This is a genomic window from Niveispirillum fermenti (genome assembly GCF_052474395.1).
Genome location: NZ_CP156681.1, coordinates 1,163,224 through 1,189,689, shown reverse-complemented (window position 1 = coordinate 1,189,689; position 26,466 = coordinate 1,163,224). Strand labels below are relative to the sequence as shown.

Annotated in this window: 19 protein-coding genes and 1 CRISPR repeat array; of the genes, 13 read left to right on the top strand and 6 right to left on the bottom strand. The window is 66.5% G+C overall.

Annotation, left to right across the window (positions count from 1 at the left end):
* Window positions 1–41: 41 nt before the first annotated feature.
* Window positions 42–401 carry a cupin domain-containing protein gene (locus ABC728_RS16955; protein ID WP_416621007.1) on the top strand — a complete coding sequence of 120 codons (360 nt, stop codon included), beginning with the start codon at window positions 42–44 and terminating at the stop codon, window positions 399–401.
* On the opposite strand, the gene ABC728_RS16950 is transcribed toward ABC728_RS16955, so the two are convergent.
* Window positions 380–2,101: an acyl-CoA dehydrogenase family protein gene (locus ABC728_RS16950; protein WP_416621006.1), complete on the bottom strand. Its 1,722-nt coding sequence runs from the start codon at window positions 2,099–2,101 to the stop codon at window positions 380–382. The two genes, ABC728_RS16955 and ABC728_RS16950, sit on opposite strands and share 22 nt — an antisense overlap.
* Before the next feature lie 212 nt (window positions 2,102–2,313).
* On the opposite strand from ABC728_RS16950, the gene ABC728_RS16945 reads away from it, so the two are divergent.
* From ABC728_RS16945 to ABC728_RS16920, 6 genes are all read left to right on the top strand, one after another.
* Window positions 2,314–4,587, top strand: coding sequence for a TonB-dependent receptor (locus ABC728_RS16945; protein ID WP_416621005.1), 2,274 nt, complete (start codon window positions 2,314–2,316; stop codon window positions 4,585–4,587).
* 3 nt (window positions 4,588–4,590) lie between these two features.
* Entirely contained in the window at window positions 4,591–5,919 is a 1,329-nt protein-coding gene (locus ABC728_RS16940) for a spinster family MFS transporter (RefSeq protein WP_445376621.1), read from the top strand.
* Window positions 5,919–7,556: a carboxylesterase/lipase family protein gene (locus tag ABC728_RS16935; protein ID WP_445376620.1), complete on the top strand. Its 1,638-nt coding sequence runs from the start codon at window positions 5,919–5,921 to the stop codon at window positions 7,554–7,556. Before ABC728_RS16940 ends, ABC728_RS16935 begins: the two co-directional genes overlap by 1 nt.
* Entirely contained in the window at window positions 7,556–9,136 is a 1,581-nt protein-coding gene (locus tag ABC728_RS16930) for an AMP-binding protein (RefSeq protein ID WP_416621727.1), read from the top strand. Before ABC728_RS16935 ends, ABC728_RS16930 begins: the two co-directional genes overlap by 1 nt.
* Before the next feature lie 62 nt (window positions 9,137–9,198).
* Window positions 9,199–9,894 (top strand): TetR/AcrR family transcriptional regulator, encoded by a 696-nt coding sequence (locus tag ABC728_RS16925; protein ID WP_416621728.1) that lies wholly within the window; start codon window positions 9,199–9,201, stop codon window positions 9,892–9,894.
* Window positions 9,895–10,053: 159 nt separating this feature from the next.
* Entirely contained in the window at window positions 10,054–10,947 is an 894-nt protein-coding gene (locus tag ABC728_RS16920) for an SDR family NAD(P)-dependent oxidoreductase (protein WP_416621729.1), read from the top strand.
* A 100-nt stretch (window positions 10,948–11,047) separates the two neighbouring features.
* A CRISPR array of direct repeats spans window positions 11,048–13,540; the repeat unit is 36 nt; unit sequence GCTTCAATGAGGCCCCGGCTTTTCAGCCGGGGAAAG.
* Window positions 13,541–14,057: 517 nt separating this feature from the next.
* Here the strand turns inward: ABC728_RS16920 and ABC728_RS16915 are convergent.
* From ABC728_RS16915 to ABC728_RS16900, 4 genes are all read right to left on the bottom strand, one after another.
* Window positions 14,058–15,077 carry an NAD(P)/FAD-dependent oxidoreductase gene (locus ABC728_RS16915; protein ID WP_416621730.1) on the bottom strand — a complete coding sequence of 340 codons (1,020 nt, stop codon included), beginning with the start codon at window positions 15,075–15,077 and terminating at the stop codon, window positions 14,058–14,060.
* Between the two features lie 116 nt (window positions 15,078–15,193).
* On the bottom strand, window positions 15,194–16,333 hold the full coding sequence (locus ABC728_RS16910) for a lysine-2,3-aminomutase-like protein (RefSeq protein ID WP_416621731.1): 1,140 nt from the start codon (window positions 16,331–16,333) through the stop codon (window positions 15,194–15,196).
* Between the two features lie 166 nt (window positions 16,334–16,499).
* Entirely contained in the window at window positions 16,500–17,000 is a 501-nt protein-coding gene (locus ABC728_RS16905; protein WP_416621732.1) for a methylated-DNA--[protein]-cysteine S-methyltransferase, read from the bottom strand.
* Between the two features lie 173 nt (window positions 17,001–17,173).
* Entirely contained in the window at window positions 17,174–18,988 is a 1,815-nt protein-coding gene (locus ABC728_RS16900; protein ID WP_416621733.1) for a DUF885 domain-containing protein, read from the bottom strand.
* Window positions 18,989–19,465: 477 nt separating this feature from the next.
* On the opposite strand from ABC728_RS16900, the gene ABC728_RS16895 reads away from it, so the two are divergent.
* Both ABC728_RS16895 and ABC728_RS16890 read left to right on the top strand, forming a co-directional pair.
* The gene (locus ABC728_RS16895; RefSeq protein ID WP_416621734.1) at window positions 19,466–19,960 is read left to right on the top strand and encodes an Hsp20 family protein; all 495 of its coding nucleotides are present in this window, start codon (window positions 19,466–19,468) and stop codon (window positions 19,958–19,960) included.
* 118 nt (window positions 19,961–20,078) lie between these two features.
* The gene (locus tag ABC728_RS16890) at window positions 20,079–20,297 is read left to right on the top strand and encodes a DUF1150 family protein (protein WP_416621735.1); all 219 of its coding nucleotides are present in this window, start codon (window positions 20,079–20,081) and stop codon (window positions 20,295–20,297) included.
* 65 nt (window positions 20,298–20,362) lie between these two features.
* On the opposite strand, the gene ABC728_RS16885 is transcribed toward ABC728_RS16890, so the two are convergent.
* A complete protein-coding gene (locus ABC728_RS16885) occupies window positions 20,363–22,303 on the bottom strand; it encodes a Calx-beta domain-containing protein (RefSeq protein WP_445376619.1) in 1,941 nt (646 codons plus the stop codon).
* A 336-nt stretch (window positions 22,304–22,639) separates the two neighbouring features.
* Between ABC728_RS16885 and ABC728_RS16880 the strand changes: the two genes are divergently transcribed.
* From ABC728_RS16880 to ABC728_RS16865, 4 genes are read left to right on the top strand one after another with little or no spacing between them, the layout of a single operon-like run.
* Window positions 22,640–23,554 carry an ABC transporter permease subunit gene (locus ABC728_RS16880; RefSeq protein WP_445376650.1) on the top strand — a complete coding sequence of 305 codons (915 nt, stop codon included), beginning with the start codon at window positions 22,640–22,642 and terminating at the stop codon, window positions 23,552–23,554.
* A 4-nt stretch (window positions 23,555–23,558) separates the two neighbouring features.
* Window positions 23,559–24,863, top strand: a complete 1,305-nt coding sequence (gene livM, locus ABC728_RS16875; RefSeq protein ID WP_416621738.1) for a high-affinity branched-chain amino acid ABC transporter permease LivM — start codon at window positions 23,559–23,561, stop codon at window positions 24,861–24,863.
* A complete protein-coding gene (gene livG / locus ABC728_RS16870; RefSeq protein ID WP_416621739.1) occupies window positions 24,860–25,738 on the top strand; it encodes a high-affinity branched-chain amino acid ABC transporter ATP-binding protein LivG in 879 nt (292 codons plus the stop codon). The genes livM and livG overlap by 4 nt, the downstream gene beginning before the upstream one ends.
* Before the next feature lie 2 nt (window positions 25,739–25,740).
* A complete protein-coding gene (locus tag ABC728_RS16865; RefSeq protein WP_416621752.1) occupies window positions 25,741–26,454 on the top strand; it encodes an ABC transporter ATP-binding protein in 714 nt (237 codons plus the stop codon).
* Window positions 26,455–26,466: the final 12 nt, after the last annotated feature.

The following is a 26,466-nucleotide window of genomic DNA, read 5'->3' as shown; positions in this document are numbered from 1 at the left end:
CCGTTCCCCCCTGGCCCCCCCTGGCCCCATGGTGCCCGCCCGTGAACCCGCCGCCCTTCATCTTCACCCCCGGTACCGCCCTGGCTGCAATCGGGGATCGCACCGGCCTGGACCGGTTCGAATATGTCATCCGCCATGGCAGCATGAAGGCCGGGCTTTACGCACCGCAAGACCGCGACATGCAGGGGCCGCACCGGCAGGACGAGCTTTACGCCGTCCTTTCCGGCACGGGATTGTTCGAGAAGGCGGGCCGGCGTGCCCCTTTCGGCCCCGGCGACCTGATCTTCGTGGAGGCGGGGGCCGAACACCGCTTCGTTGAATTCAGCACGGATTTCACCTGCTGGGCCCTGTTCTGGGGACCGGCTGGCGGCGAGCCGGATCACCAGCCCACGGGTTCATAGGCCAGCACGGCATCGAACTCGGCATTGGCCGGATCGATACCGGCAGAGATCGGATCGGCCTTGCCCAGCACCTTCAGCACGAAGCGGCTGGCCAGCAGCCATTTCCGCCGGTCGCCCCATTTCAGCTCGGCCACCGCCTCCTCGCACAACAGCGCGCCCGCCAGCGTGTCGGCCATCAGGGTCAGCAACCGGCGGCCGTGGCGCGGCCCCTGGTCCGGGTTGCGGCGCAGGAAGGCCAGGGCGGCGCGGCATTCCTCCACGGCCCCTTCCAGCACGGCGGCCACATCCTCCGCCGCCGGCTCCCGCGCTGCGGGCGGCAGGTCGGACAGGATCGTCCCGACACGGGCCAGGAAGATCTGGTCCCCCGGGCGCCGTCCCGCCACCAGCCGCAGCAGTTCCAGCGCCTGTATATTGGCCGGCCCCTCCCAGACGGATACGACCAGGCAGTCGCGGTAGAAACGACTGGTCACCATCTCGTCGGTATAGCCGTTGCCGCCCACCAGTTCGACGGCATGGCGGCAGGCCGTCACGGCCTGTTCGGCTGTCCGGTACTTGGCCAGCGCGGTGGCCAGGCGCAGCCAGTCGCCGCCCGTGTCGGGGTCGGCCAGATGCGCATCGAAGGCCAGGACCGCCTCGAAGGCCAGGGCGGTCGCCGCCTCCTGCTCCATCGCCATGTCCAGCAACTGGTCCTGCACCATGGGATAATGGCGGATGGGGCGGCCAAAGGCGACGCGATGCGTGGCCCAGCCCGCACTTTCCACGAAGGCCCGGCGCAACAGCCCGGCGGAGCCGACGGCATTGTGGATGCGGCTATATTCCAGGGCCGCCATCATCATCTTCAGCCCTTCCGGCGGCGGCGCCATCTCCAGCGCCCAGCAGCCGTTCAGGTCCATCTCCGCCGTGGCCAGCCCCTTGGTGCCGGCCTTCTCCTTCAGGCGGCGGACACGCTGGTGGTTGGGCGTGCCGTCGGGCAGGTGGGAGGGCACGAGGTAGCAGCCCAGGCCCTGCCCGCCCGGCTCGGCCCCGTCGGGCCGGGCCGTGGCCATGGCCAGCCCGGCACCGGCATTGCTGGTGAACCATTTCACGCCATGCAGCCGGTGACCGTCATTGCGCGCCTCGGCCCGCGTCGTGGTGGCCCCCACGTCCGATCCGCCATGCTGTTCGGTGGCCCAGGTGCCGCCCGACAGGGCCTTTCCATCCATGCGCACCATGTCCGGCAGATAACGGCCACGCACGTCCGGCGGGGCCAGCGCATCCAGCACATGGGCCACGGCCCCGGTCATGGTGACGGGGCAATGGATGGAAATATCGGCCTGCGACAGCATGTAACCCATGGTGAAGCAGGCCGCATGGCTGGGCGCGCCCGACGGCCCCCGTCCCTCGTCCTGATAGGCCAGGCCGACGGCGCCGCGGCGATAGGCCTCGGCGTGACAGGCCAGGTATTCGGGGTTGAAGACGACGCGGCCCGTCCGGTTGCCGTCGATGTCATAGGGGTCCAGGCGCGGCGGGGCGAAACGGTCGGTATATTCGGCCTGGGCATCCAGTTCGCCGCCGACCCAGGCGCCGAATTCCGACAGGCGCCCCTCGTGCGCCTCCAGCACATGCGGGGCGCGGCGTTCCAGCAGCCGGATCAGGTTCGTGTCGGTTTCAAAGAAATTGCTGCCGCGCGCCGTGCGCGGATAATCGGCCGCGTCGCTCATGCCCGCTCCTCCCCCTGGGTTCACGGGGCAGGATGGCCCAAAGCCCATGGCCGGAAAAGGGGGATGGCAGCACAAGGGTCGCCGGGCGGTCTTGTCCATCCCCCAATAATATTCACACACGTGATAGTGAATGTTGACAGGGCGGGGAGCTTGCCGCATGTTCGCTGGGCACGCTGGCATCCGATCAGCGGCTGAATGGGAGAACGCTTCACATGAGGGCCAAGCTGCTCGCGTCCGCCTGCGCGGTCGCGCTGACCACCTTTTCCGCACCTGTCCTGGCACAGGAAACCGATCCCGCCGAGCGCGAGGCGGCCGGCAACCGCCAGGCCGATGTCCTGCAGGAGATCATCGTCACCTCCACCCGCCGGGCCCAGCGCATCGACGATGTGCCGCTCAGCGTCACCGCCTTCTCGCAGGAGGATCTGACGACGAAGGGCGTCGTCGGCTATGAGGGGCTGGCGCGGGAAACGCCGGGCGTGGTCCTGAACAAGCCCAGCGCCAACTTCAACAATTTCACGGCGCGCGGCATCGCCACCAACGGCTATGGCGCCAACCTGCAAAGCACCGTCGCCATCTATATCGACGAGCTGCCCATTTCCACCATCGGCAACAGCACGGTGCTGGACCCCAACCTGTTCGACGTGGAACGGGTGGAATTCCTGCGCGGACCGCAGGGCACGCTTTTCGGTTCCGGCTCCCTGTCCGGTGCCATGCGCGTGCTGACCAAGAGCCCGGACCTGCGGAAGTTCGACGCCGCCGCCCTAACCGATTTCGGGCTGACGGGGTCGGACTCGCTGCGCCAGCGCTACAACGTGATGGTCAACACGCCGCTGGTGGAAGACAAGCTGGCCCTGCGCGTCACGGGCTTCTACCGGCACGAGGAAGGCTATGTCGACAATGTCGGCACCGGCATCGACAATTCCAACACGCTGGAAAGCTGGGGTGGCCGCGCCATCCTGAAATGGCAGCCGACCGACCGCATGTCCGTGCGCCTGCTGGCCTCGCACGAGGACAGCAACCCCAAGGACAGTTCGCTGGTCAGCCCGTCGCTGGGCCGCAACAAGCGCGTGTCCGACCGGCCCGACCTTTATGTCGGCAAGCTGACCAACTACAACGCCACCATCGAATATGAATTTGACGGCGTGAACCTGGTCAGCTCCACGACCTATTCCGAGTTCAACCAGAAATTCTATGTCGATCTGGCCGGCACCTTCGGCGGCGCCATCGCCTTCGGCCTGGATGCCGACGGGTATCTCAACACGTTCGTGGAGGAATTCCGCCTGTCCTCCAACAATTCCAGCAACTGGGAATGGGTGGTCGGCGGCTTCTTCATGGACCGGCGCAACGACGTTGACTATTTCTACCGGTCTTCACCGGATTTCCTGGCCGCGCGGGGGATCACGGGCCTGCCGGATGAATATTACCAGCGCAACTACACCCACAGCAAATCGCATGAACTGGCCGGTTTCGGTGAACTGACATACCGGTTCAGCGAGCGGTTCTGGCTGACGGGCGGCCTGCGCTACGGGCGCCTGGACGCCCAGGGCTTCACCGAGGAAGGCGGCTATAATTCCAACTATCTGACCTATGCGCTGAGCGGCCTGTCGGGCCCCCTGACGGTCACCCCCGTGGTGGCGGGCGCCGGCGTGAAGGCCAAGGGCAGCAAGCCATCCTACAAGGTCAGCGCCTCCGTCAAGCCCGACACGGCCACCACGGTCTATGCCAGCGTGTCCACCGGCTTCCGCGCGCCCGTGGTGAACGCCTATGCCGGGCGGCCCAGCGTCACCGACCCCAATGACCTGATCATCCCCTATGGCGCCGATTCCGACGACCTGACCAATTACGAGCTGGGGTTGAAGGGGCGCTGGCTGGATGGCCGCCTGTCCGCGCATCTGGCCGCCTACCTGATCGACTGGAGCAATATCCAGGTCCAGGCCAACCGTGTATCGGACAGCGTGCAGTTCGCCGCCAATATCGGTGCTGCCCGCAGCAAGGGCATCGAGTTCGAGATCAGCGCCATGCCCGCCACCGGGCTGACCGTCGGCCTGAACGGATCGCTCAACGATGCCAAGGTGACGGAACTGTCGGCCACCGAAGCGGCCGTTTCCGGTGCCGTGAAGGGGGCCCGCCTGTCGGCGCCGCGCTTCCAGGGATCGGTCTTCATCCAGTACTGGTTCGACCTGACGCCGGAACTGCCGGCCAATGTCGCGCTGAACATGCAGCATGTGGGCGGCTTCCCCAGCGGGTTCCCCAATGTGCCGGGGCGGCCCGGCACGGTCAGCCCCACCTATGGCCGTACCGAAAGCTACAATAATGTGAACATGAGCTTCGGCATCAGCAAAGGGTCCTGGACGGCGACGCTTTATGGCGAGAACCTGTTCGATGATCATTCGATCACCTATGTCCATCCGGAGGCCTTCCTGGCGAGCCGCTTTGCCACGATGCGGCCGCGCACCCTGGGCATCCGCCTCGGCTACGAGTATTAAGCCATGACGGCCGCCCCCGTCCCCAAAGCCCCGGCCATGCCGGGGTCCGTCCCCGCCGCCCCCGATGCCCGCGCCTGGTATGTTCTGGGCATGCTGTGCTTCGTCTATGTGCTGAATTTCCTGGACCGGCAGTTGCTGTCGATCCTGGCCAAGCCCATCCAGGACGATCTGGGCGTCACGGATGGTCAGTTGGGCCTGATCAGCGGGCTTTACTTCGCGCTGTTCTACTGCACCATCTCCATCCCGGTGGCCTGGCTGGCCGACCGGACCAACCGGGTGAAGGTGCTGTCGATCGCCTGCGCGCTGTGGAGTGCGGCGACGGTGGCCTGCGGCATGGCCTCCACCTATCCCCAGCTTGTCCTGGCGCGCATGGCGGTGGGTGTGGGGGAGGCGGGGGGCGTTCCCCCCTCCTATGCCATCATCACCGATTATTTCGCGCCCGGCCGGCGGGGCACGGCGCTGGGCCTGTTCAACCTGGGCCCGCCGCTGGGCCAGGCGCTGGGCGTGGCCTTCGGCGCCTCCATCGCCGCGGCCTATAGCTGGCGCAGCGCCTTCGTCGTGCTGGGCCTGATCGGCATCGCGGCCGCCGCCGTCGTCTGGCTGACCATCCGCGAGCCAAAGCGCGGCGGCCTGGATCCTGCGCCCGCCGCTGCCGCCGGCAAGCCGGAACCCGCGGCCGGCTTCATGGAAACGGTGGGGGCCTTCTTCCGCCATCCGGCCCTGCTGCTGCTGTCGCTGGCCTGCGGGGCGACGCAGTTCGTGACCTATGCCGTCATGAACTTCACCGTCCTGTTCCTGATGCGGGAAAAGGGCATGACGCTGGGCGAGGTGGCCATCTATTACGCGCTGCTGATCGGGATCGGCGTCAGCGCCGGCATGTATGTGTCGGGCCGGCTGATCGACCGTTATGCGCTGCGGTCCAAACAGGCCTATGCCCTGGTGCCGGCCGTGGGGCTGGCCATCGCCGTGCCCTTCTTCGTCGGCTTTGTCTGGGCGCCGGGCTGGGGATTGGCGCTGCTGTTCCTGGCCGTGCCCACCTTCCTCAATTATTTCTATCTGTCCCCGGCGGTCGCCCTGGTGCAGGAGGAGGTGCGGCCCAACCAGCGGGTGATGGCCGGCGCGCTGCTGCTGCTGGTCATGAACCTGATCGGGCTGGGGTTGGGGCCCACATATCTGGGGCTGGCCAGCGATTATTTCCGGGCCACCAACCCCGACAATTCCCTGCAACTCGCTTTCTACACGCTCGTGCCCTTCTACGTGCTCGCGGTGGCCCTGTTCCTGGTGCTGGCGCGCGTGCTGCGGAAAGAGGCGGGCAGGACCGGAGGCCGCTGATGCGTTTCCTTCCCCGACTGGCGGCCTGCGCGGCCGCCGCGTTCCTGACCGGCGGCGCCCTGGCCGCCGAGGCGCCGACGGTGCAGGCCCCGGCCGGCACGCTGGAGGGCCGGGCGGCCGGTGCTGTGGATGTCTTCATGGGCATTCCCTATGCCAGGCCGCCCGTGGGCCTGTTGCGCTGGAAGCCGCCCGCTGACCTGCCGGCCTGGGCCGGCGTTCGGTCCGCGGTGGAACCCGGTGCGGCCTGCATGCAGCCGCGCCCGCGGCAGGCCAGCATCTATGCCAACCCGCCCGCACGGATGGACGAGGACTGCCTGTTCCTGAACATCTGGGCCCCGCGGGGGGCCAAGGATGCGCCTGTCCTGGTCTGGGTCCATGGCGGATCGCTGACCGGCGGGTACGGGCATGAACAGGCCTATGATGGTGCGCGGCTGGCGGCCGAACAGGGGCTGATCGTCGTTTCCGTCAATTACCGGCTGGGCGTGCTGGGCTATCTGGCGCATCCGGCCTTGAGCGCGGAATCGCCCGACAAGGTGTCGGGCAATTACGGCCTGCTGGACCAGATCGCCGCCCTGCGCTGGGTCCGGCGCAATATCGGCGCCTTTGGCGGCGATGCCGGCAATGTCACGCTGGCGGGCGAGTTTGCCGGTGCGCTGTCCGTGATGTATCTGATGGCGGCCCCGGACGCGCGCGGCCTGTTCGCCAAGGCCATCGCGCAAAGCGCCTACATGATCTCCACCCCGGAATTGAAGGATGAGCGCTTCGGCACCCCGTCGGCGGAGATGATCGGCACCTATGTTGCCGGCACGCTGGGCGCCCCGACGCCCGCCGCCCTGCGCAACATGGATGCCGAAAAGCTGGTGGAGGGGGCGGCCAAGGCCGGCTATTTCCCGCTGGGCACCGTGGATGGCAAGGTCCTGCCCCGGCAACCGGTCGATAGTTTCGACCGGGGGGAGCAGGCGCCCGTTCCCCTTCTGGCCGGGTTCAACAGCGGGGAGATCCGGTCCCTGCGCTTCCTGGCCCCGCCCGTGCCGGCCAGCCCCGCCGCCTATGAGGCGGAAATCCGGAACCGGTATGGCGATCTGGCAGAGGCCTTCCTGCGGCTCTACCCGTCCGGCGACCTGGAGGAGAGCATCCTGGCCGCCCCGCGCGACGCGCTTTACGGCTGGACGGCCGAACGGCTGGCCAGGGCCCAGACGGCGCAGGGCCAGCCCGCCTATCTTTATTATTTCGACCATGGCTATCCGGAGGCCGATGCCAAGGGGCTGCATGCGTTCCACGCCGCGGAAATCCCCTATGTCTTCCGCACCACCGACCGCACCCCGCCCTATTGGCCGCGCGTGCCGGACACCCCGGCCGAACAGCGCCTGTCGGCCGCCATGAGTGGATATTGGGCATCCTTCGCCGCCACGGGCCGGCCGGCCGCGGCGGGGGAACCGGCCTGGGCGCCCTTCGGCGCGGAAGGCGCCTACATGGCGTTCCGCGGCACGCCGCAGCCGGGGACGGACCTGATGCCCGGCATGTTCGCCCTGCACGAGGAAACGGTGTGTCGCCGGCGCCTGACCGGCACCATGCCGTGGCACTGGAACACGGGCGTCGCCTCCCCCGTGCTTCCCGCCGGGGGGACGGGCTGCTGATGCTGGACGGATCGATGCAGGATTATGCGCTGACGCTGGACCGGTTCCTGCGCCATGCCGCCAAGTGGCATCCGCGGGCTGAACTGGTGACGGCGCAGGCCGATGGCGGCACGACCCGCACCACCTATGCCGCGCTGATGCAGCGCAGTCTGGCCGTTACCGGCCTGCTGGCCGGCATGGGGGTGGGGCGTGGCGACCGGGTGGCCACGCTGGCCTGGAACAGTCAGGCCCATGTGGAAGCCTGGTACGCCATCATGGGCATGGGGGCCGTGTGCCACACGCTGAACCCCCGCCTGACGGCAGCGCAACTGGCCGCCATGCTGGACCAGTCGCAGGCCCGCATCCTGATCGCCAGCGCCGATCTGCTGAGGCTGGTCCGGCAGGTGCTGGACCGGTCCCCCCGCATCGGCCGCGTGCTGGTGATCGACGGTGATATCGGCGGGCCGGGCGATCCGCGCCTGTCCGTGCTGTCGCCCGATCCCGCCATGGCCGTGCCGGCCGATGCCTGGGGCGGGTTCGCGGAGACAGCACCCTCGGGCCTGTGCTTCACCTCCGGCACGACGGGGGCGCCCAAGGGCGTCACCTACACCCACCGGTCCGGCTTCCTGCACACGCTGCGGCTTCTGCAGGCCGATGTCATGGCCATTTCGGGCCGGGATGCCGTGCTGACCATGGTGCCCATGTTCCATGCCAATGCCTGGGGCCTGCCCTTCGCCGTGCCCGCCGTCGGCGCCCGGCTGGTGCTGCCCGGCCGCCAGGCCGACGGGGCCAGCCTGGCCCGGCTGATCGCGGCGGAGGGGGTGACGATCGGTGTCGGGGTGCCCACCGTCTGGCTGGGGCTGGTGGAACATCTGGAAGCCACGGGCGAGCGCCTGCCCAGCCTGCGGCGCATCATCGTCGGCGGATCGCCGCTGCCGCCCGCCCTGATGGAACGGATCGAGGAGCGGCTGGGCGTCACCGTGCAGACAAGCTGGGGCATGACGGAACTGTCGCCCTGCGGCACCATGGCGCCGCCCGACGATCCCGACCGCCGGGCCGCCGTTTCCGGCCGGCCGGCCATCGGCGCCGATCTGCTGCTGACCGACGCGGACGGCCGCCCCCTGCCCGACCAGCGCGGGGCCGAAGGCCATCTTCGCGTCCGCGGTGCCGCCGTCATCGACCGTTATTTCGGACAGGAACAGAAGGCGACGGATGCCCGGGGCTGGTTTCCCACCGGCGATCTGGCCCGCATCGACGCGGATGGCAACCTGCTGATCACGGGCCGGGCCAAGGACCTGATCAAGTCGGGCGGCGAATGGATCAACCCGGCGGAGATCGAGGCCCTGATCGGCGCCCTGCCGGAGGTGTCGCTGGCCGCCGTCATCGGCCGCACCCACCCCAAATGGGGGGAACGCCCGCTGCTGCTGGTGGAGATGCGGGCCGGCGCCACGCTGGACGATGCCGCCCTGCTCGCCCCCCTGAAGGGGCGGGTCGCCCCCTGGTGGGTGCCCGACGCCGTGATCCGCCTGCCCGCCATGCCCCTGGCACCGACGGGCAAGATCGACAAAATTAGCCTGCGGGTTCAATATGGTGAGGATTGATACCCGGCGGGGCGGCGACGGCCGCCGCGCGGCACAAGCCGGGCTGGAGATGGAAAGATCGCGTGGTGTCTGAACAGGTGAAGTCCCGCCGTCGCTCGACCAAGGCCGAACAGCGGGCCGAGAAGATGGAGCAGATCCTCGACGAGGCGGAGTATCTCTTCTCCAAGCATGGCCTCTATGGCGTCACGCTGAAGGATGTGGCGCAGCGCGTGGGCGTTCACCACACGCTGCTGAACTATTATTTCGAGGACAAGAAGAAGCTGTTCGACGCCGTCTTCGCCCGCCGCGCCGCCGTGACCAGCGAGCGGCGCATGCGGGTGCTGGACGAGTACGAGGCGGCGACGGGCGGCAAGCCCACGGTGCAGGGCGCCCTGCACGCCTTCCTGGACACCGACCTGGACCTGTACATCGAAGGCGGCGAAGGCTGGAAGAATTATGCGGCGCTGAGCGCACAGGTGGCCAACACCCCGGAATGGGGCGCCGAACTGATGGATAATCATTTCGATCCCGTCGTGCTGCGCCTGATCGGCCTGCTGAAGAAGGCCCTGCCCGACTGCGCGGAAGAGGACATCTTCTGGAGCTACCATTTCGTGACGGGCGCGCTGCTGCTGACGCTGGCGCGGACCGGGCGCATCGACAAACTGTCGGGCGGGCTGTGCAAGTCTGACGATTTCGCCGCCATAAAGGCACGCATGGCCGCCTTCATGGCCGCCGGCTTCCTGGAAATCTGCAAGCCGCGGGGCGGGGCACCGGGCTGACCGGCCCCCTCCTTGCCCGGGCACATGCCCACGCCGCCGGCCAATGCGCGCGGTCCGGCGCCACGGCCGGCATGCACCCGGCAAAACATTCACTAACTTGTGAGTAAATCAAGACTGCCTTATACAGGCGGTCATCGGAACCGGGAGGAAGGATCAGCAATGTCACTGCAAGACCGTATTGCCATCGTCACGGGGGCCGGCGGCGGGCTGGGCCGCCAGCATGCGCTGTTCCTGGCGCGTCAGGGCGCCAGGCTTGTCGTCAATGATGTGCAGCAGGCGGCGGCCGATGCCGTGGCCGCGGAAATCCGCGCGGCGGGTGGCGAGGCGCTGGCCATCGCGGCGTCGGTGACCGACGAACAGGCCGTCGCGGCGCTGGTGCGGCAAGTGATGGCGCAATGGGGCCGTATCGACATCCTGGTGAACAATGCCGGCATCCTGCGCGACAAGAGCTTCACCAAGATGGAACTGGACGATTTCCGTCTGGTGGTCGATGTCCATCTGATGGGGGCGGTGATCTGCACCAAGGCGGTGTGGGAGATCATGCGGGCGCAGCGCCATGGCCGCATCGTGATGACCACATCCTCTTCCGGCCTGTACGGCAATTTCGGGCAGGCCAATTACGGTGCTGCCAAGATGGCGCTGGTCGGCCTGATGCAGACCCTGGCGATCGAGGGGGAAAAGCACGGTATCCGTGTCAACTGCCTGGCCCCCACGGCCGCCACGCAGATGACGCACGGCGTGCTGTCGGATGACAGCCTGCAAAGGCTGGACCCCGCCCTGGTCAGCCCCGGCCTGCTGGCGCTGACCGGCGACGACGCGCCCACCCGCATGATCCTGTGCGCCGGCGCCGGCCATTTCGCCGCCGCCAACATCACCCTGACCACGGGCCTGCATGTCGGCGCCGGGGCCGGGGCGGGCGAACAGGTGGCCACCAGCCTGCCCGCCATCACCGACCGGACGGGCGAGATCGTCCCCGCCTATGGCTTCGTCCAGGCCGAACGCGAACTGGCCAGCGCCGGCTGGCAACAACCCGTCGCCGCCACCACCCGATAAGCAGCACGGGGCCACACCCGACCGCCACACACCCGCCCTCCCCCGGCTTTGTAAGGCGGGGGAAGGCGGATCAGGCCATCGCTGACCTGCTGAATACCGGGCTTCAATGAGGCCCCGGCTTTTCAGCCGGGGAAAGTGGCGGACCATCGAGGCGGAATTGAAATCCGCCCCCTTGCTTCAATGAGGCCCCGGCTTTTCAGCCGGGGAAAGAGCGCAAGCCCTAGCGAGTGAGCGCGATGATTGCCGCATGCTTCAATGAGGCCCCGGCTTTTCAGCCGGGGAAAGCTACAGCCAGCGCGGTCTGCCCGTGTTCGGGAAGGAGTTGCTTCAATGAGGCCCCGGCTTTTCAGCCGGGGAAAGACTGCCACGCGACAGCAAGGTCACGGACGGACGTGCAGCTTCAATGAGGCCCCGGCTTTTCAGCCGGGGAAAGGCCATAGGGCGACTGCGACAGGCCGCCGGGCGGCAGGCTTCAATGAGGCCCCGGCTTTTCAGCCGGGGAAAGCAGGGCCTGGGCGTCGATCGGCGTTGTTTGCCCCGGCTCCGGCTTCAATGAGGCCCCGGCTTTTCAGCCGGGGAAAGAATGCTGTGTTCGCCCTGAACGGGCGGGTCTATGTGACGCTTCAATGAGGCCCCGGCTTTTCAGCCGGGGAAAGGATCTCGGGGTCCGGGTCCTCGTTGATGGTCTTGGCCTGCTTCAATGAGGCCCCGGCTTTTCAGCCGGGGAAAGAGGGGAGTTGCGCACCGTAGGGCCGCGCGTTCCCCGCTTCAATGAGGCCCCGGCTTTTCAGCCGGGGAAAGTCTGTGGCGTCTACCGTTCCGCCAAGCGGGCTACAAAAGGCTTCAATGAGGCCCCGGCTTTTCAGCCGGGGAAAGTGCGCGAAGGCGCCCACATCAGCGCGGCGGCGGCGGCCATGCTTCAATGAGGCCCCGGCTTTTCAGCCGGGGAAAGGGTCAGTTTTCCCAGTGACGCCAAGACCGGTTCCAAGAGCTTCAATGAGGCCCCGGCTTTTCAGCCGGGGAAAGTCGATGCGGCAATGACCTTTCTGACGGGTGCAATCCTGCTTCAATGAGGCCCCGGCTTTTCAGCCGGGGAAAGGGCATCCTTCGCAAACGGCGCCTAAGTGGTCATCTGCGCTTCAATGAGGCCCCGGCTTTTCAGCCGGGGAAAGATCGACATCCTGGCTGGGCAGAATCGTCTGACCGACGATGCTTCAATGAGGCCCCGGCTTTTCAGCCGGGGAAAGGAGCTAGCGACGACCATGGCAGAGCAAAATAATTTGCGCTTCAATGAGGCCCCGGCTTTTCAGCCGGGGAAAGTGTAAGCGACGTGTCGCCATGAACATGCGACCAATCACCGGCTTCAATGAGGCCCCGGCTTTTCAGCCGGGGAAAGAAGGACCAATCAAGAATATCTTCAGCGATGTACGGGGCGCTTCAATGAGGCCCCGGCTTTTCAGCCGGGGAAAGGATCTTAAATCGGTCGAACCCATTGTGTCCGAAATGGTGCTTCAATGAGGCCCCGGCTTTTCAGCCGGGGAAAGGCTGCAATCAACAAATTGGATACTGCACTAGACACCGCAGGCTTCAATGAGGCCCCGGCTTTTCAGCCGGGGAAAGCTGTTCGCGTCCATCGGACACGATATCGGGGAGGCCCGGCTGCTTCAATGAGGCCCCGGCTTTTCAGCCGGGGAAAGTCGTCAAAGGGATCGTCAGGACACCATCAAGGCCAAGAAGCTTCAATGAGGCCCCGGCTTTTCAGCCGGGGAAAGTTCTGCGGTCAGGGCCGCCAAGGCTCTCTCGTTCCGTAGCTTCAATGAGGCCCCGGCTTTTCAGCCGGGGAAAGATGCCGTCGCGGTCCAGTTGACCCTCGGCATCCCGAACCTGCTTCAATGAGGCCCCGGCTTTTCAGCCGGGGAAAGGGCACCAACGTCTCTGACGACTATCTGTCGGCCAACATGCTTCAATGAGGCCCCGGCTTTTCAGCCGGGGAAAGGTTCCAGCGCTTGACGCCCAACGCGCACAGCATGGCTGCTTCAATGAGGCCCCGGCTTTTCAGCCGGGGAAAGTTGCTGTAGCTGCCATTGAGGCGCCGGGACAGGGCCGGCCGGGCTTCAATGAGGCCCCGGCTTTTCAGCCGGGGAAAGTCGTTGAACTCTAACCTCTGTTTCTGCGCCTCCCTCGCTTCAATGAGGCCCCGGCTTTTCAGCCGGGGAAAGCTTGCCAAGACCGCCGTTCCGCGACACTCAAACTACGTTGCTTCAATGAGGCCCCGGCTTTTCAGCCGGGGAAAGCTCCTTTACGCGCATAGTGCATTGCGCACCCGGCCAGTGCTTCAATGAGGCCCCGGCTTTTCAGCCGGGGAAAGTCTATGTCGTCGTTTAGTCTGGTGATTTGCCAATCAGAGGCTTCAATGAGGCCCCGGCTTTTCAGCCGGGGAAAGGTCAGTTTCGGAAGATTATTCATGAACATTACTCCCAAAGCTTCAATGAGGCCCCGGCTTTTCAGCCGGGGAAAGCAGATCAACTTTGCCGCCACCGGCACGCTGGCCGTGCTGGCTTCAATGAGGCCCCGGCTTTTCAGCCGGGGAAAGGCCCCCCTGGGGAGGCCTTTGGAGGATAAAGGAAAGTTGCCGCTTTTGCGAGCGGGTCCGTGAAAGGGGCGGCAGAAGGCGGCCAGACCGGTTTCAATGGATTCACCATGTCCAAGAAATCAGGCGATTCCAAGCACTTGGCCTTCTGCGAGCGGGTCCCGGGATTTGCCGGGGTATCGAGCCGCTCGCAGAAGAGGCGGCAAACCGCCCGGCATGGCGCCGGTACCGCCTGATTTGGATATCAGGATATTCAGTACCATAATGACCAACGGCGACCAAGGGCGCCGCATCCGACCCTTGCCGGTTTCTTCCCCCCGCCTTTCCTTAAACCCCGTCCCCCTGGCGGGCGGGGGTCAGGGGCCGGGGCATCGGCGGGCAGGCCCGGCGGCGGCGGGTCCCCGCGTGCCCCCGGTGGGGAGGGAGGGCAACGGATGGCCCGGCACCACCGGCCCCATCATCGGCAAACCGGCAGCGCAGGGCCATGGCCCCCTTGCGGCAAGCCCCAGGCGGCGTTCCGTCAGGCGCCCGGCACGCCCTTGCTGGTGGAATATTCGAAATGCAGCGCCTGGTCGGGATGGACCAGCGGATGGATGGCGTGGGCCGCCATGGCCGCTTCGGCGAAGCCGCAGAGGATCAGCTTCAGCTTGCCCGGATAATGGGCGATGTCACCAATGGCGAAGATGCCGGCGGCACTGGTGGCCTGGGTGCGCTGGTCCACCAGGATATGACCCTTTTCCATGTCCAGGCCCCAATCGGCGATGGGGCCGAGATTCATGGCCAGCCCGAAGAAGGGCAGCAGCACATCGGCGTCCAGCACCTTTTCATGATTGTCCAGGTCAGCCACGCGCACGCCGGTCAGGCGGCCTTCCGTCCCTTCCAGGCCCGAAAGCTGATAGGGCACGACCATTTCCACCCGCCCCTGCTTCACCAGCGCATCCAGGCGGGACACGCTTTCCGGGGCGGCGCGGAATTTCGGCCGGCGATGCACGACCATGACATGGGCCGCCACCTCCGCCAGGCTGTTGGCCCAGTCGACGGCGCTGTCGCCGCCGCCAGCGATGACAACGCGCCGGCCCGCGAAATCCTGGCGCCGCTTCACCATATAGAACACACCCGTGCCCTCATAGGTTTCCAGCCCGTCCAGCGGCGGCTTGTTGGGGCCGAAGGCGCCGACGCCGGCCGCGATGATCACGGCGCGCGCGTCGATCACCGTGCCCTTGTCCGTGCCCACCCGCCAGCCGCCGGCAGTCTTCTCGACGGTCGTCACCTGCTGGCCCAGATGGTAGGTGGGGTTGAAGGGGGCCGCCTGCTCGGCCAGCCGGTCGACCAGATCGGCCCCGTCGATGGCCGGATGGGCCGGAATGTCGTAGATGGGCTTTTCCGGGTACAGCGCCGCACACTGCCCGCCCACCATGTCCAGCGCATCCACGACATGGGTGCGCAGCTTCAGCATGCCGCATTCGAAGATGGCGAACAGGCCCACGGGGCCGGCGCCGATGATGACGACATCGGTGGAATGGACATTGGTGGCGGTCATGGATCGATGCTCCCACGGGCGACAGGCGGCAGGGACCGTTTGGTGCCGCGTTTTAGGGCCGATGGCAAGTGCAGATGGGGGGATGCGGGCCTGCACCGCACTGCCGGCGCGCCCGCCTATCCCCGGTAATGGTGCCGGTGGCCGTGCGGGTCTTCCACCAGCCAGTCTTCCGGCCCCGCTGCGGCCCCGTCTTCCTCCCCAGCCCCATCCGCCTTCCCATCCGCCGTCCCGTCCGCACCCCCGGCGCGCGCGCCGGCGGCCGGCATCAGATAGGCGGCGCCCAGCGGCACCTTTCCGTGCCCGCCGGGAATATCCAGGATGTAGGTCGGCTGGCAGATGCCCGACAGGTCGCCGCGCAGCGCCTTGACCAGCGTCCGGCCTGCCGCCACGCTGGTGCGGAAATGCGAGGTGCCCTTGGCCAGGTCGCCATGGTTCAGATGATAGGGCTTGATGCGGTTGGTCACCATGGTGCGGAAGGTGCGGGCCAGCGTGTCCGCATCGTCATTGATGTCGCGCATCAGCACCGTCTGACCCAGCATGGGGATGCCGGCATCGACCAGCCGCGCCACGGCGGCCCGCCCATCCTCGGCAAATTCCTTCCAATGATTGGAATGCAGCACGACCCAGGTGGGGATGCGCCCGCCCTTCAGCGCCGCCACCATGTCCGCATCCACCCGCACCGGATCGACCAGGGGCACGCGGGTATGGATGCGGATGCTGCCCAGATGCGGGATGGCGTTCAGCCGGGCGATGATCGCCCCCATGCGGCGGGGGGACAGGATCATGGGATCGCCGCCCGTCAGGATCACCTCCCATATCTCCGCATTCCCCGCGATATAGGCGATGGCCCGGTCCAGTTCGTCTGCGGTCAGCGCGTCGGCCCCCGGCCCCACCATTTCGCGCCGGAAACAGAAGCGGCAATAGACGGGGCAGGCATGGACCGGCTTCAGCAGCACCCGGTCCCTGTAGCGATGCACGATGCCCTTCACGGGCGTGAAGGGATCATCGCCGATCGGATCGGCCAGTTCCGTTTCCTGGATGTCCAGTTCGCGCGGATCGGGCAGGAACTGCCGCGCCACGGGGTCGTTCGGGTCGGCCGGGTCGATCAGGTCGGTCATGGCCGGCGTGACGGCCACGGCGAACTGCGCGGCGACCTGTTCCAGCACCGGCAGGCCGGCGGCATCGGCCAGCCCGCGATCGGCCAGATCGCGGACATGGCGAAGGGTCTTGGGACGGGGGGCGGTGTCGCGGGGCATGATGGCGCCTATGGGCGCCAGACCGGCCCCGTCTGTCAAGGCCGCCCGGCCCGGATGCTGCCATGGCGCACCCTCATGGCGCGCACCCTGATGGCGCGCACCCTGATGGCGTGTCCCCTCAGGGCCCCGGCCGCCGCGTCCGTTCGCACGGCCCCGACCGGGGCGGCTATCGCGCACCCTCGTGACGCAGCAGCCATTCCTTGCGGTGCAGGCCGCCGCCATAGCCGGTCAGCGACCCGTCGGCCCCGATGACGCGGTGGCAGGGCACGACGATGGCGATGGGATTGGCCCCGTTGGCCAGACCCATGGCCCGTACCGCCCGGGGCCGGCCGACGCGGACCGACATCGCGCCATAGCTGACCGCCTGTCCCGCCGGCACATGGCGCAGTTCCGACCAGACGCGCCGCTGGAAATCCGTGCCATTGGTGGCCGTGGGCAGGGCATCGACGGCCGTCAGGTTCCCGCCGAAATAGGCCTCCAGCGCCTGGCGCACGGGCGAGGGCACGGGGCCGTCGCCCAGGTCGACCATCCCGTAATGCCGGCGCAGCAGCCGGTCCATGCGGGGTCGGTAATCCTCGAAATCCAGGGCGCGCAGGGTGCCTTCCCCATCGGTGACGATCAGGGCCGTGCCGATGGGGGTGGAAAGGGTGGAAAGGGTCAGTCGCATCGCAAAGCCTCCGGACGGGGGGGGCAAAAGGCCAAAGGGGCAAGGAAACAGCCCCGACCATAGACCCAACCCGCCCGTTCCTCTGGCGGTTATCGGACCTGGAGGCGAAAGGGATTTGATGAAACCATCAAACAATCCCCGCCATCCAGGCCGATTATCCCATTATACCCCTTTCAGGACTTGGACCAAGCCTCAACCTGCTCCGCCAGAAGCGGCAGGGGCAGGCGGCCATTGCGCAGCACCGCGTCATGGAAGCCGCGTATGTCGAACCGGTCGCCCATGCGCCTGCGGGCGGCTTCCCGCAGCTCCAGGATCTTGATCATGCCGATCTTGTAGCTGGTGGCCTGGCCCGGCCAGCCGATATAGCGGTCGACCTCCCGCGCGGCCCCGCCCGTCTCCATCGGCGTGTTCGCGACGAAATAATCGATGGCCTGCTGCCGGTCCCAGCGCTTGGCATGCAGGCCGGTATCGACCACCAGCCGCACAGCCCGCCACAATTCGGCGCTCAGGCGGCCGAAATCGCTGTAGGGGTCCTGGAAGAAGCCCATCTCCTTGCCCAGCAGTTCCGCATAAAGCGCCCAGCCCTCGCCATAGGCGGAATAGCCGCCGCCGAATTTCTGGAAATCGGGCACGCCGGGCAGTTCCTGGGCGATGGCCACCTGCATGTGATGGCCGGGAATGCCCTCGTGATAGGTCAGGGTTTCCAGCCCATAGCGCGGCCGGGCGCGGATATTGGACAGGTTGGCATAGAAGATGCCGGGCCGCGACCCGTCGGGCGAGGGTGCGTTGTAGAAGGCGCCGGGGGTGGATTTCTCGCGGAACGCCTCCACGGCCCGCACCTCCATGGGGGCCTTCGGCTTCAGGTTGAAGACATCGTCCAGCCTTGCCCGGATGGCATCGGTATATTCCAAGGCCTGGCGCAGATAGGCTTCCCGCCCCTCCGGCGTATCCGGGAAATAGAACCGGTCCTCCTTGCGCGTATGGTCGAAGAAATCCTGCAGGCTGCCCGTGAAATTCACCTGGCGCATGATGGCGTGGATTTCCCCATGGATACGCTTCACCTCCGCCAGGCCGGTTTGATGCACCTCCGCCGCCGTCAGCGGCAGGGAGGTCCAGCGCTTCAGGCAGGAAGCATAGAAGGCCTGGCCTTCGGGCAGGCGCCAGGCGCCATGATCCGGGTTGGACCGCGGGGCCGCTTCCTGCAGCCAGGTGATCAGCGCCCGATAGGCCGGCGCCACGCCGGTCAGCATGGCATCCTGTGCCGCGGCCGTCAGGTCGGCCCCCTCTTCCGCGGGCAGGGCCAGCTTTTCGATCTTGGTGCGGATATCGGCGTAAAGCGGGGCTTCCGCCGCGGCATCGGCCTGGAACGGCCGGCCCGTGATCTGGTTGCGGCAGGTGGCGATCAGGTCGGGGAAGAAATAGCGCGGCGGCAGGATGCCCGCCTGCTCCGCCAGGCGCAGCCGTTCCAGCAACTGCCCGAAATAGCGCGGGAATTGCCGCAGGCGCGCGATATAGGCCTGCGCATCCGACCGGCTTTCCACCTTGTGCTGGTTGATGAGCTGCACGGGCAGGTTCGTATGCGGCCCGCCGACCAGGGTCAGCGGATATTGATGGTGGCGCCAGCGGAAATCATCGATGGCGTCCTGTCCCCGTTCCCGGAACAGCCGGGCATAGAGGCGGGCGGTCGGCGACAATTGTGCGTCGGGAAAATCGCGGGCCAGCCGCGCCAGGTCGGCTCGCACCTGCTCCCTGTCGGCACTGGCCCGCGCCTCGCTGATATCATCGAGCTGGTCATAGCCGGTTTTGCGCCCAAGCTGCATGGCGCGCAGCGGACGGGCCGCCACATCGCGTTCGAAACATTCGGCGAAGAAGGCATAAAGCGCCGCGTCGGCGGTGCCCTCACCCTCCCCGGCCAGGGCGGGCAGGGGCAGGAGGGCCAGCGCGGCGGTGCCACCGCCAAGGGCCAGAAGATGTCGGCGAGAGATCATGGAACGGCTACCCGTTTATTATGCGTGTCCGAAGGAAACAGGGGACCCGCTTTTACCCTGCCGGGTCAAGGCCGCGCATGGGTCACCCTGCCGCTGCCGCCCATGGAGGGCGACGTGCAGCGCGCCCGGCAGGCCCCGGCCACCGCTGGCAAGACCCGTTGCCGCAACCCTGGCAGGGGGGTGGCCGTCAAAAACGGCCTTGTCGAATTTCTGCCTAATTTTTAGTCATTTCCGGGACTCCACCCGATGCCAAGGCGCGAATCACCCGCACCCACAGACTTATCCACAGATTCTGGGGATGGCACCCGGCCGGGGTTCCGAACCGGTCCGGCAGGCGCCGATGAAAGTCCCTTGCCTTGATCGACGGCGCGCAATACCCATCTAAGGTCGATGAAGGTTGCGGACGGTGCCTTTTACGGGCCGGCTGCACCGACGGGGATGACCCCGGACCAGCTCGATCAAGAGGGGACCTGCAACGTGACGACCCGCCTGTCGCTGTTCAACAGCCCGTTCCTGCTGGGCTTCGACCAGTTCGAACGCACGCTTGACCGTATCGCCAAGAACGCCAACGAGGGCTATCCGCCCTACAATATCGAACAGACGGCGGAAGACGGGCTGCGCATCACGCTGGCCGTGGCCGGTTTCACGGCCGACGACCTGCAGGTGCAGATGGAGGACAACCAGCTTGTCATCCGTGGCAAGCAGACGGACGACAAGAACCGGCTGTACCTGCATCGCGGCATCGCCGCCCGCCAGTTCCAGCGCAGCTTCGTGCTGGCCGACGGGATCGAGGTGGTGGGCTGCAACATGGATAACGGCCTGCTGCATGTCGACCTGCGCCGGCCCATCCCGGAACCCAAGGTGCGGACCATCAAGATCGGCACCGCCGGCGGCGAGAATGGCGAAGGCCAGCGCCCCCGCACCATCGATGTGTCGCCCGACCCCGTGGCGGCCCAGAAGCGGGGCGAATGACGGCCCGGGATTTTTGCGCCGTAAACCATATTTCAACGCTTGGTCGCCTTAATGGAAGGAACAGCCGTTCCCGTCCCGCCAGGGGGGAATACCAAGCGTATCCGGAGCAGTGGCCGACATGAACCCGACCATCCAGTACCTGCGGCGGTTGAGCCCCAAGGATTTCGCGGCCTTCGGCGTGAACGATCTGGCCTATGTGAAACCGGCAGAGCAGGAAGGCCGTACCGGCTTTGCCATCCATGCGGCCGACGGCACCATGCTGACCTTCGTGGACCGGCAGGACGTGGCCTTCGCCACGGTGCGCCAGCACGATATGGAACCGCTCAGCCTGCAATAAGCCGCGACCGCCGTGGTGTGGGGACTTCCCCCGCCTGCCACGGCGGCCAATCCGGCCAGCCCCCGTCAGGCCAGGCCCAGCCAATCGGCATCCACGGTGGCGGCACGCCCCTCGCGGTAGCCGAAGATCAGGAAATGCTCGACCATGCTGAGGTCGGTGGCCGCCAGATCCGGGTTGGCCGCGCGATAGGCCTGACTGTCGAACCAGGCGCTGGCATCCCGCCCTTCATCGATGCCGAAATGCAGCCAGTGGGACAGTGCCGCCCGCGCGTCGGTGCCGAAGGCCGCCGTCAGGTCGGCATGGGTCGCCAGGTAATAATCCGCATTGAACAGGATGTTGGGCGCCCGCCCTTCATACCGGCCGAATGCCTCCCAATGCTCCCGCCCGCTGCTGATATAGCCGTTGGAAATCGCCTCCGCGACGTCGGGATTCTGGTTGCGATAGAAGGTCTCGTCCACCAGGTTGATTTCCATCCGGCCTTCATTGATCCCGAACCGGGTCCAATGGTCATAGCCATTGACGAAGATCCCCGCCTCCACGGCGGCGGCCACATCGGGGTTGAAGGCAAGATAGGCCTGTTCGTCATACCGCTCCACCGCCTGCATCAGAACCGTGAAATGGGCCGTGCGGTCGAAGACCAGCACCTCCACATTGCTGACCAGATCGGTGCCGTCCGGTGAACCGGCGCGGTCGTCACGTACTTCCAGCACGCCATGCCCCTGATGGGTCAGCGTATACTGGTCGCGCTGGCCGCTATAGATGGCGGCATCCACGCCCCGGCCGCCATCGATCCGGTCATTCCCGGCCCCGCCGGTGATGATGTCATCCCCGCCATTGCCCTGGATCGTGTCATTGCCCGCACCGCCGCGGATGAATTCGGGCCCGTCGGTGCCCGTCAGCAGATCGTCGCCGCCGGTGCCCTGGATCAGGTTGTCGGCGTCGTCATCGATGATGGTGACCGTGCCGCTGAGCTGGTCCTCCCCGTTTTCAAACAGGGCGCCCTTCAGGCCCGACAGCTCGACCTTGAATGTCTCCGGCCCTTCCGGAACAAGGTCGCCATGGACGGCCACGGACAAGGTGACAGAGGTCTGACCGGCGGGAATGGTCATGACACCGCCCTGTGGCTGGTAATCGACCCCGTCCGTCGCCGTGATGCCCGCCATATGGTAAGTCAGCGTCACGGCATAGGGAACGGCCGACGACAGGCTGACAATGACCGGCGTGAAGACCTGACCCGCATCCCCTTCGACCACATCGGCAACCGAAAGGGCGACGGTCGGCAGCGCGAAGGCATCGGCATCGGGATTGGGTTCCGTCAGGAAGCCGGAAACATCAACATCGCCCGGCAAGGGCTGATATTGGAACTGGTATTGCCCCCTGATCGCGGCCGGATCATCCGTGCCGTAGTAATTGTTCCGTGCATTGGCGATGTGCGCCAATGTCTGGAAGTTGATCGCGACATCGGCATAGAAATTGTTTCCGGCGATATCGACCTCTCCATTGGACCCGATGGACAGCATCCGGCCATTGAAGGGTTCCAGGAACAGGTTGTCGGTGATGCTGACGGAACTGGACGCGGTGCCACCCAGGATTTGTATCGGATAGCTGCGGATGAAGGCGTTGTTGTGCAGGACGACGTCATTTTCCGTCGCGTCGATGGAGAGAACACCGCCCGTCCGGCTGTAGAAGATGGTGTCGATGAACACCGAATTGGTGATCGACGCGGCACCGCCACCGATAGCCCTGCTGATGGTTCCGCCTTCGAAGATCGCGTGTGACACATCCAGCGGCGAGGCAGCATAGGCCCAACTGGTGATCTCGACATCGACCAGGCGAACCGGGTCTTCCGCCGTGCCGGCAATGCGGACGTCACCCTGGGCGATGCTGCCGCCTTCCAGGGTTACCCCCGGCCCGATGGTCAGCTTGTGACCATTCAACACGAAATCCGTATCCGTGTATGTGCCGGCCGAGAGGATTGTATCCTCGGTCAGGGTGATCGTTGTCATCTGGCAGTTTCCTCGTAGAAGGCCGTGGAACCACGGACGAAGGGCTTTCCCGCCCCCCCCGATATCGCGGCTGGCTGGACCGCCAGAATAGCACTGGTGAGGCGGAAACATAAGCAACTTTTTAACTACTATGTGCATTACTGTAGATCACGTACTACCTGCATAGGTCCCCGGCGGCAAAAAACACACCTAAACCCAACCAAAACAAGGCCTCCGCGGGCTTGATGCGGGGCTTGGGGTCCGTTACCGTTGCGCAACCTTCGCCAGCCAAGCCCCCACGGGGACAAGAAAGGGGCGGCGGGCGTGATCGGACGGGGACATATGGACGCATCGGCACTGGGGACGTTTCTCCAATTCCTCATCAATGGGCTGGCCTTGGGGTCCATTTATGGGTTGATCGCCATCGGCTACACGATGGTCTACGGCATCATCCGCATGATCAATTTCGCCCATGGCGAGATTTATATGATCGGCGCCTTCGTGGCGGTCACCACCTTCTCCATCCTGGCGGGTGCCGGGGTGACATCGGTGCCCCTGGCGCTGCTGCTGGTGCTGCTGATCGCCATCGCCTTCACCGCCGCCTATGGCTGGACGGTGGAGCGGGTCGCCTACCGGCCCCTGCGCGGGGCGCCCAAGCTGGCGCCGCTGATCAGCGCCATCGGCATGTCGATCCTTTTGCAAAACTATGTGATGCAGACGCAGGGCGCACGGCCCAAGCCGCTGGCCCCCGTCATGAATGGCGGCGTCACCCTGTGGCAGGGGGACGGGTTCGCCGTCAATATCTCCTATATCCAGCTTTTCATCATTCTGCTGACCGTCACCCTGATGGTGGGCTTCACCCAGTTGATCGGCCGCACCGCCCTGGGCCGTGCCCAGCGGGCATGCGAGCAGGACCGCACCATGGCCGGCCTGCTGGGCATCAATGTCGACCGGACCATCAGCCTGACCTTCGTCATGGGGGCAGCACTGGCCGCCGTGGCCGGCGTGCTGGTCACCATGTATTACGGGGTGATCGATTTCTATATCGGCTTCCTGGCCGGGATGAAGGCCTTCACGGCTGCCGTGCTGGGCGGCATCGGCAGCCTGCCCGGCGCCATGCTGGGCGGCTTGCTGATCGGCCTGATCGAGGCGCTGTTCACCGGTTACATCTCCGGTGCCTACAAGGATGTCGCCTCCTTCTCCGTGCTGATCCTGGTGCTGGTCTTCCGGCCCACGGGCCTGCTGGGCCGCCCCGATATCGAGAAGGTGTGAGACCATGACCACACTCTTCCGGATTGACACGCACGCAAGGGACAGCATCGTTGCCGCCCTGCTGGCCATGGTCCTGGCCGTGCCCTTCATCGGGCTGTACACGGTTTCCACCGATCAGGGGCTGGTGGTGCAGACCCGCTGGGCATGGGTCGGCTGGGCCGGGCTGGCCGTGCTGGCCGGCCGCTTCCTGCTGGGCCTGGCCCGCGACGCACTGGCCGCCCGCCGCAAAAGCCGGCCAGGCCCGGCCACGGGCGCCGGCGCCGGCACCAAGGCGCGGGATGCGCTGGTCGCCAAGCTGGCGCGGGGCTTCGGCTTCGGCATTGCGCTTTTCGCCGTCACCCTGCCCTTCATGCCCTTTTCCGACCGCTACATCATGGATCTGGGCACCACGGTGCTGATCTATGTGCTGCTGGGCATGGGGTTGAACGTCACGGTGGGGCTGGCCGGGCTGCTGGATCTGGGCTTCGTGGCCTTCTATGCCATCGGCGCCTATTCCTTCGCCCTGTTGTCCACAGGGCTGGGGCTGGGTTTCTGGACCTGCCTGCCGCTGTCCGGGCTGATCGCGGCCCTGTTCGGCGTGCTGCTGTCGCTGCCCATCCTGCGGCTGCGCGGTGATTATCTGGCCATCGTGACGCTGGGCTTCGGAGAGATCACCCGCATCGTGATCCTGAACTGGCAGGGTTTCACGGGTGGGCCCGCCGGTGTTTCCGGCATCCCGCGGCCCACCCTGTTCGGCATGTCGTTCGACCGCCGGCCGCCGGACGGCCTGGCCTCCTTCCACGAGGTGACGGGGATCGGTTTTTCCAGCGAGCACCGGCTGATCTTCCTCTACCTGATCGCACTGGCCCTGGTGCTGGTGGCCGCCTGGACCATCAACCGGCTGCGGGCGCTGCCCGTGGGCCGGGCGTGGGAGGCGCTGCGGGAGGATGAGATCGCCTGCCGGTCGCTGGGCATCAATCCCACGGCATCGAAGGTGTCGGCCTATGCCATCGGCGGCATGCTGGGCGGCTTCGCGGGCTGCTTCTTCGCGGCGCGCCAGGGATTCGTGTCGCCGGAAAGCTTCGGCTTCATCGAAAGCGCGCTGATCCTGGCCATCGTCGTGCTGGGCGGCATGGGCAGCCAGATCGGCGTGGTCATCGCGGCATTGTTCATCGTGCTGCTGCCCGAGGTGGGGCGCGAGTTCGCAGACTTCCGCATGATCGTCTTCGGCATGGCCATGATCGCCATCATGGTCTGGCGGCCGGGTGGGCTGCTGTCGCAGCGCGCCCCCACCATCCGCCTGTCCAGCCGGAAGGGAGCCGGAGCATGACCAGCATTTCGCCTCCGCCTCCCCCCCTGCTGACGGTCAGCGGGCTGACCATGCGCTTCGGCGGCCTGGTGGCCGTGGACGGGGTCGACCTGACGGCCGAGACCAACCGCATCACGGCCCTGATCGGCCCCAACGGCGCCGGCAAGACCACGATCTTCAACTGCCTGACGGGCTTCTACAGGCCGACCGCCGGACAATTGACCCTGAACCGGCCCGGCCGGGCGCCCGTGTCGCTGCAGACCCTGCCCGGTTACCGGGTGGCGCGGCATGGTGTGGTACGCACCTTCCAGAATATCCGCCTGTTTCCGCGCATGACGGTGCTGGAAAACCTGCTGGTGGCCCAGCATGTCGGGCTGATGGGCAAATCGGCCATGGGCATCGCGGGCCTGCTGGGCCTGTCGGGCTGGCGCCGGGCGGAACGGGCTGCCGTGGAGCGGGCCCGGTTCTGGATCGACCGGCTGGACCTGTCACCGGTCGCGGACGAGGAGGCGGGCAATCTTTCCTACGGCGTGCAGCGCCGTGTGGAGATCGCCCGCGCCATGAACACGAACCCGCAGCTGCTTTGCCTGGACGAGCCGGCGGCCGGCCTGAACCCGCGGGAGACGGCGGCACTGGGCGAGCTGTTGCAGGGCATCCGGGCCGAGTTCGGGATCGGCGTGCTGCTGATCGAACATGACATGAGCCTGGTGATGGGCATTTCCGACCGTATCCATGTGGTCGAGTATGGCCGCAAGATCGCCGAGGGCACGCCCGACGAGATCCGCACGGATGAGCGCGTGATCAAGGCCTATCTGGGCGAGCCGGACGAGGAGGAACTGCCCCCCGCCATCGCCCACGATCTGGCCGGCACCGAAAGCGGGGGGGACCGGGCATGAGCCTGCTGCAACTGACGGGGGTCCGCACGAACTACGGCCCCATCGAGGCGCTGCGCGGCGTCGATGTGCGTGTGGAGCAGGGGGAGATCGTCACCCTGATCGGCGCCAACGGGGCCGGCAAGTCGACATTGCTGATGACCATCTGCGGCCAGCCCAGGCCGGCCGCCGGCACCATCGCCTTCGATGGGCGGACCATCAACGACCTGCCCCCACACGAAACGGCCAAGCTGGGCATCGCCCAGGTGCCGGAAGGGCGGCGCATCTTCCCGCGCATGACCGTGTTCGAGAACCTGCAGCTGGGGGCCACGCTGGGCCAGCCGGCGCATTTCGACGAGGATGTGGCCTATTGCCTGGATCTGTTCCCCATCCTGGCCAAACGGCGGGACCAGCGGGCGGGCACCCTGTCGGGCGGGGAACAGCAGATGCTGGCCATCTCACGCGCGCTGATGAGCCGGCCGCGCCTGCTGCTGCTGGACGAGCCGTCGCTGGGGCTGGCCCCGCTGGTCATCCGGCGCATCTTCGATGTCATCGCCGACCTGAACCGGACACGCGGCATGACCATCCTGCTGGTGGAGCAGAACGCCTACCATGCGCTGAAGCTGGCCCACCGCGCCTATGTGCTGGCCCAGGGGCTGGTGGTGCTGGAAGGCGGCGGTGCCGAACTGCTGGCCAATCCGGAGGTGCGCGCCGCCTATCTGGAGGGGGGCGCGCACTGAGCGCGCCCACCC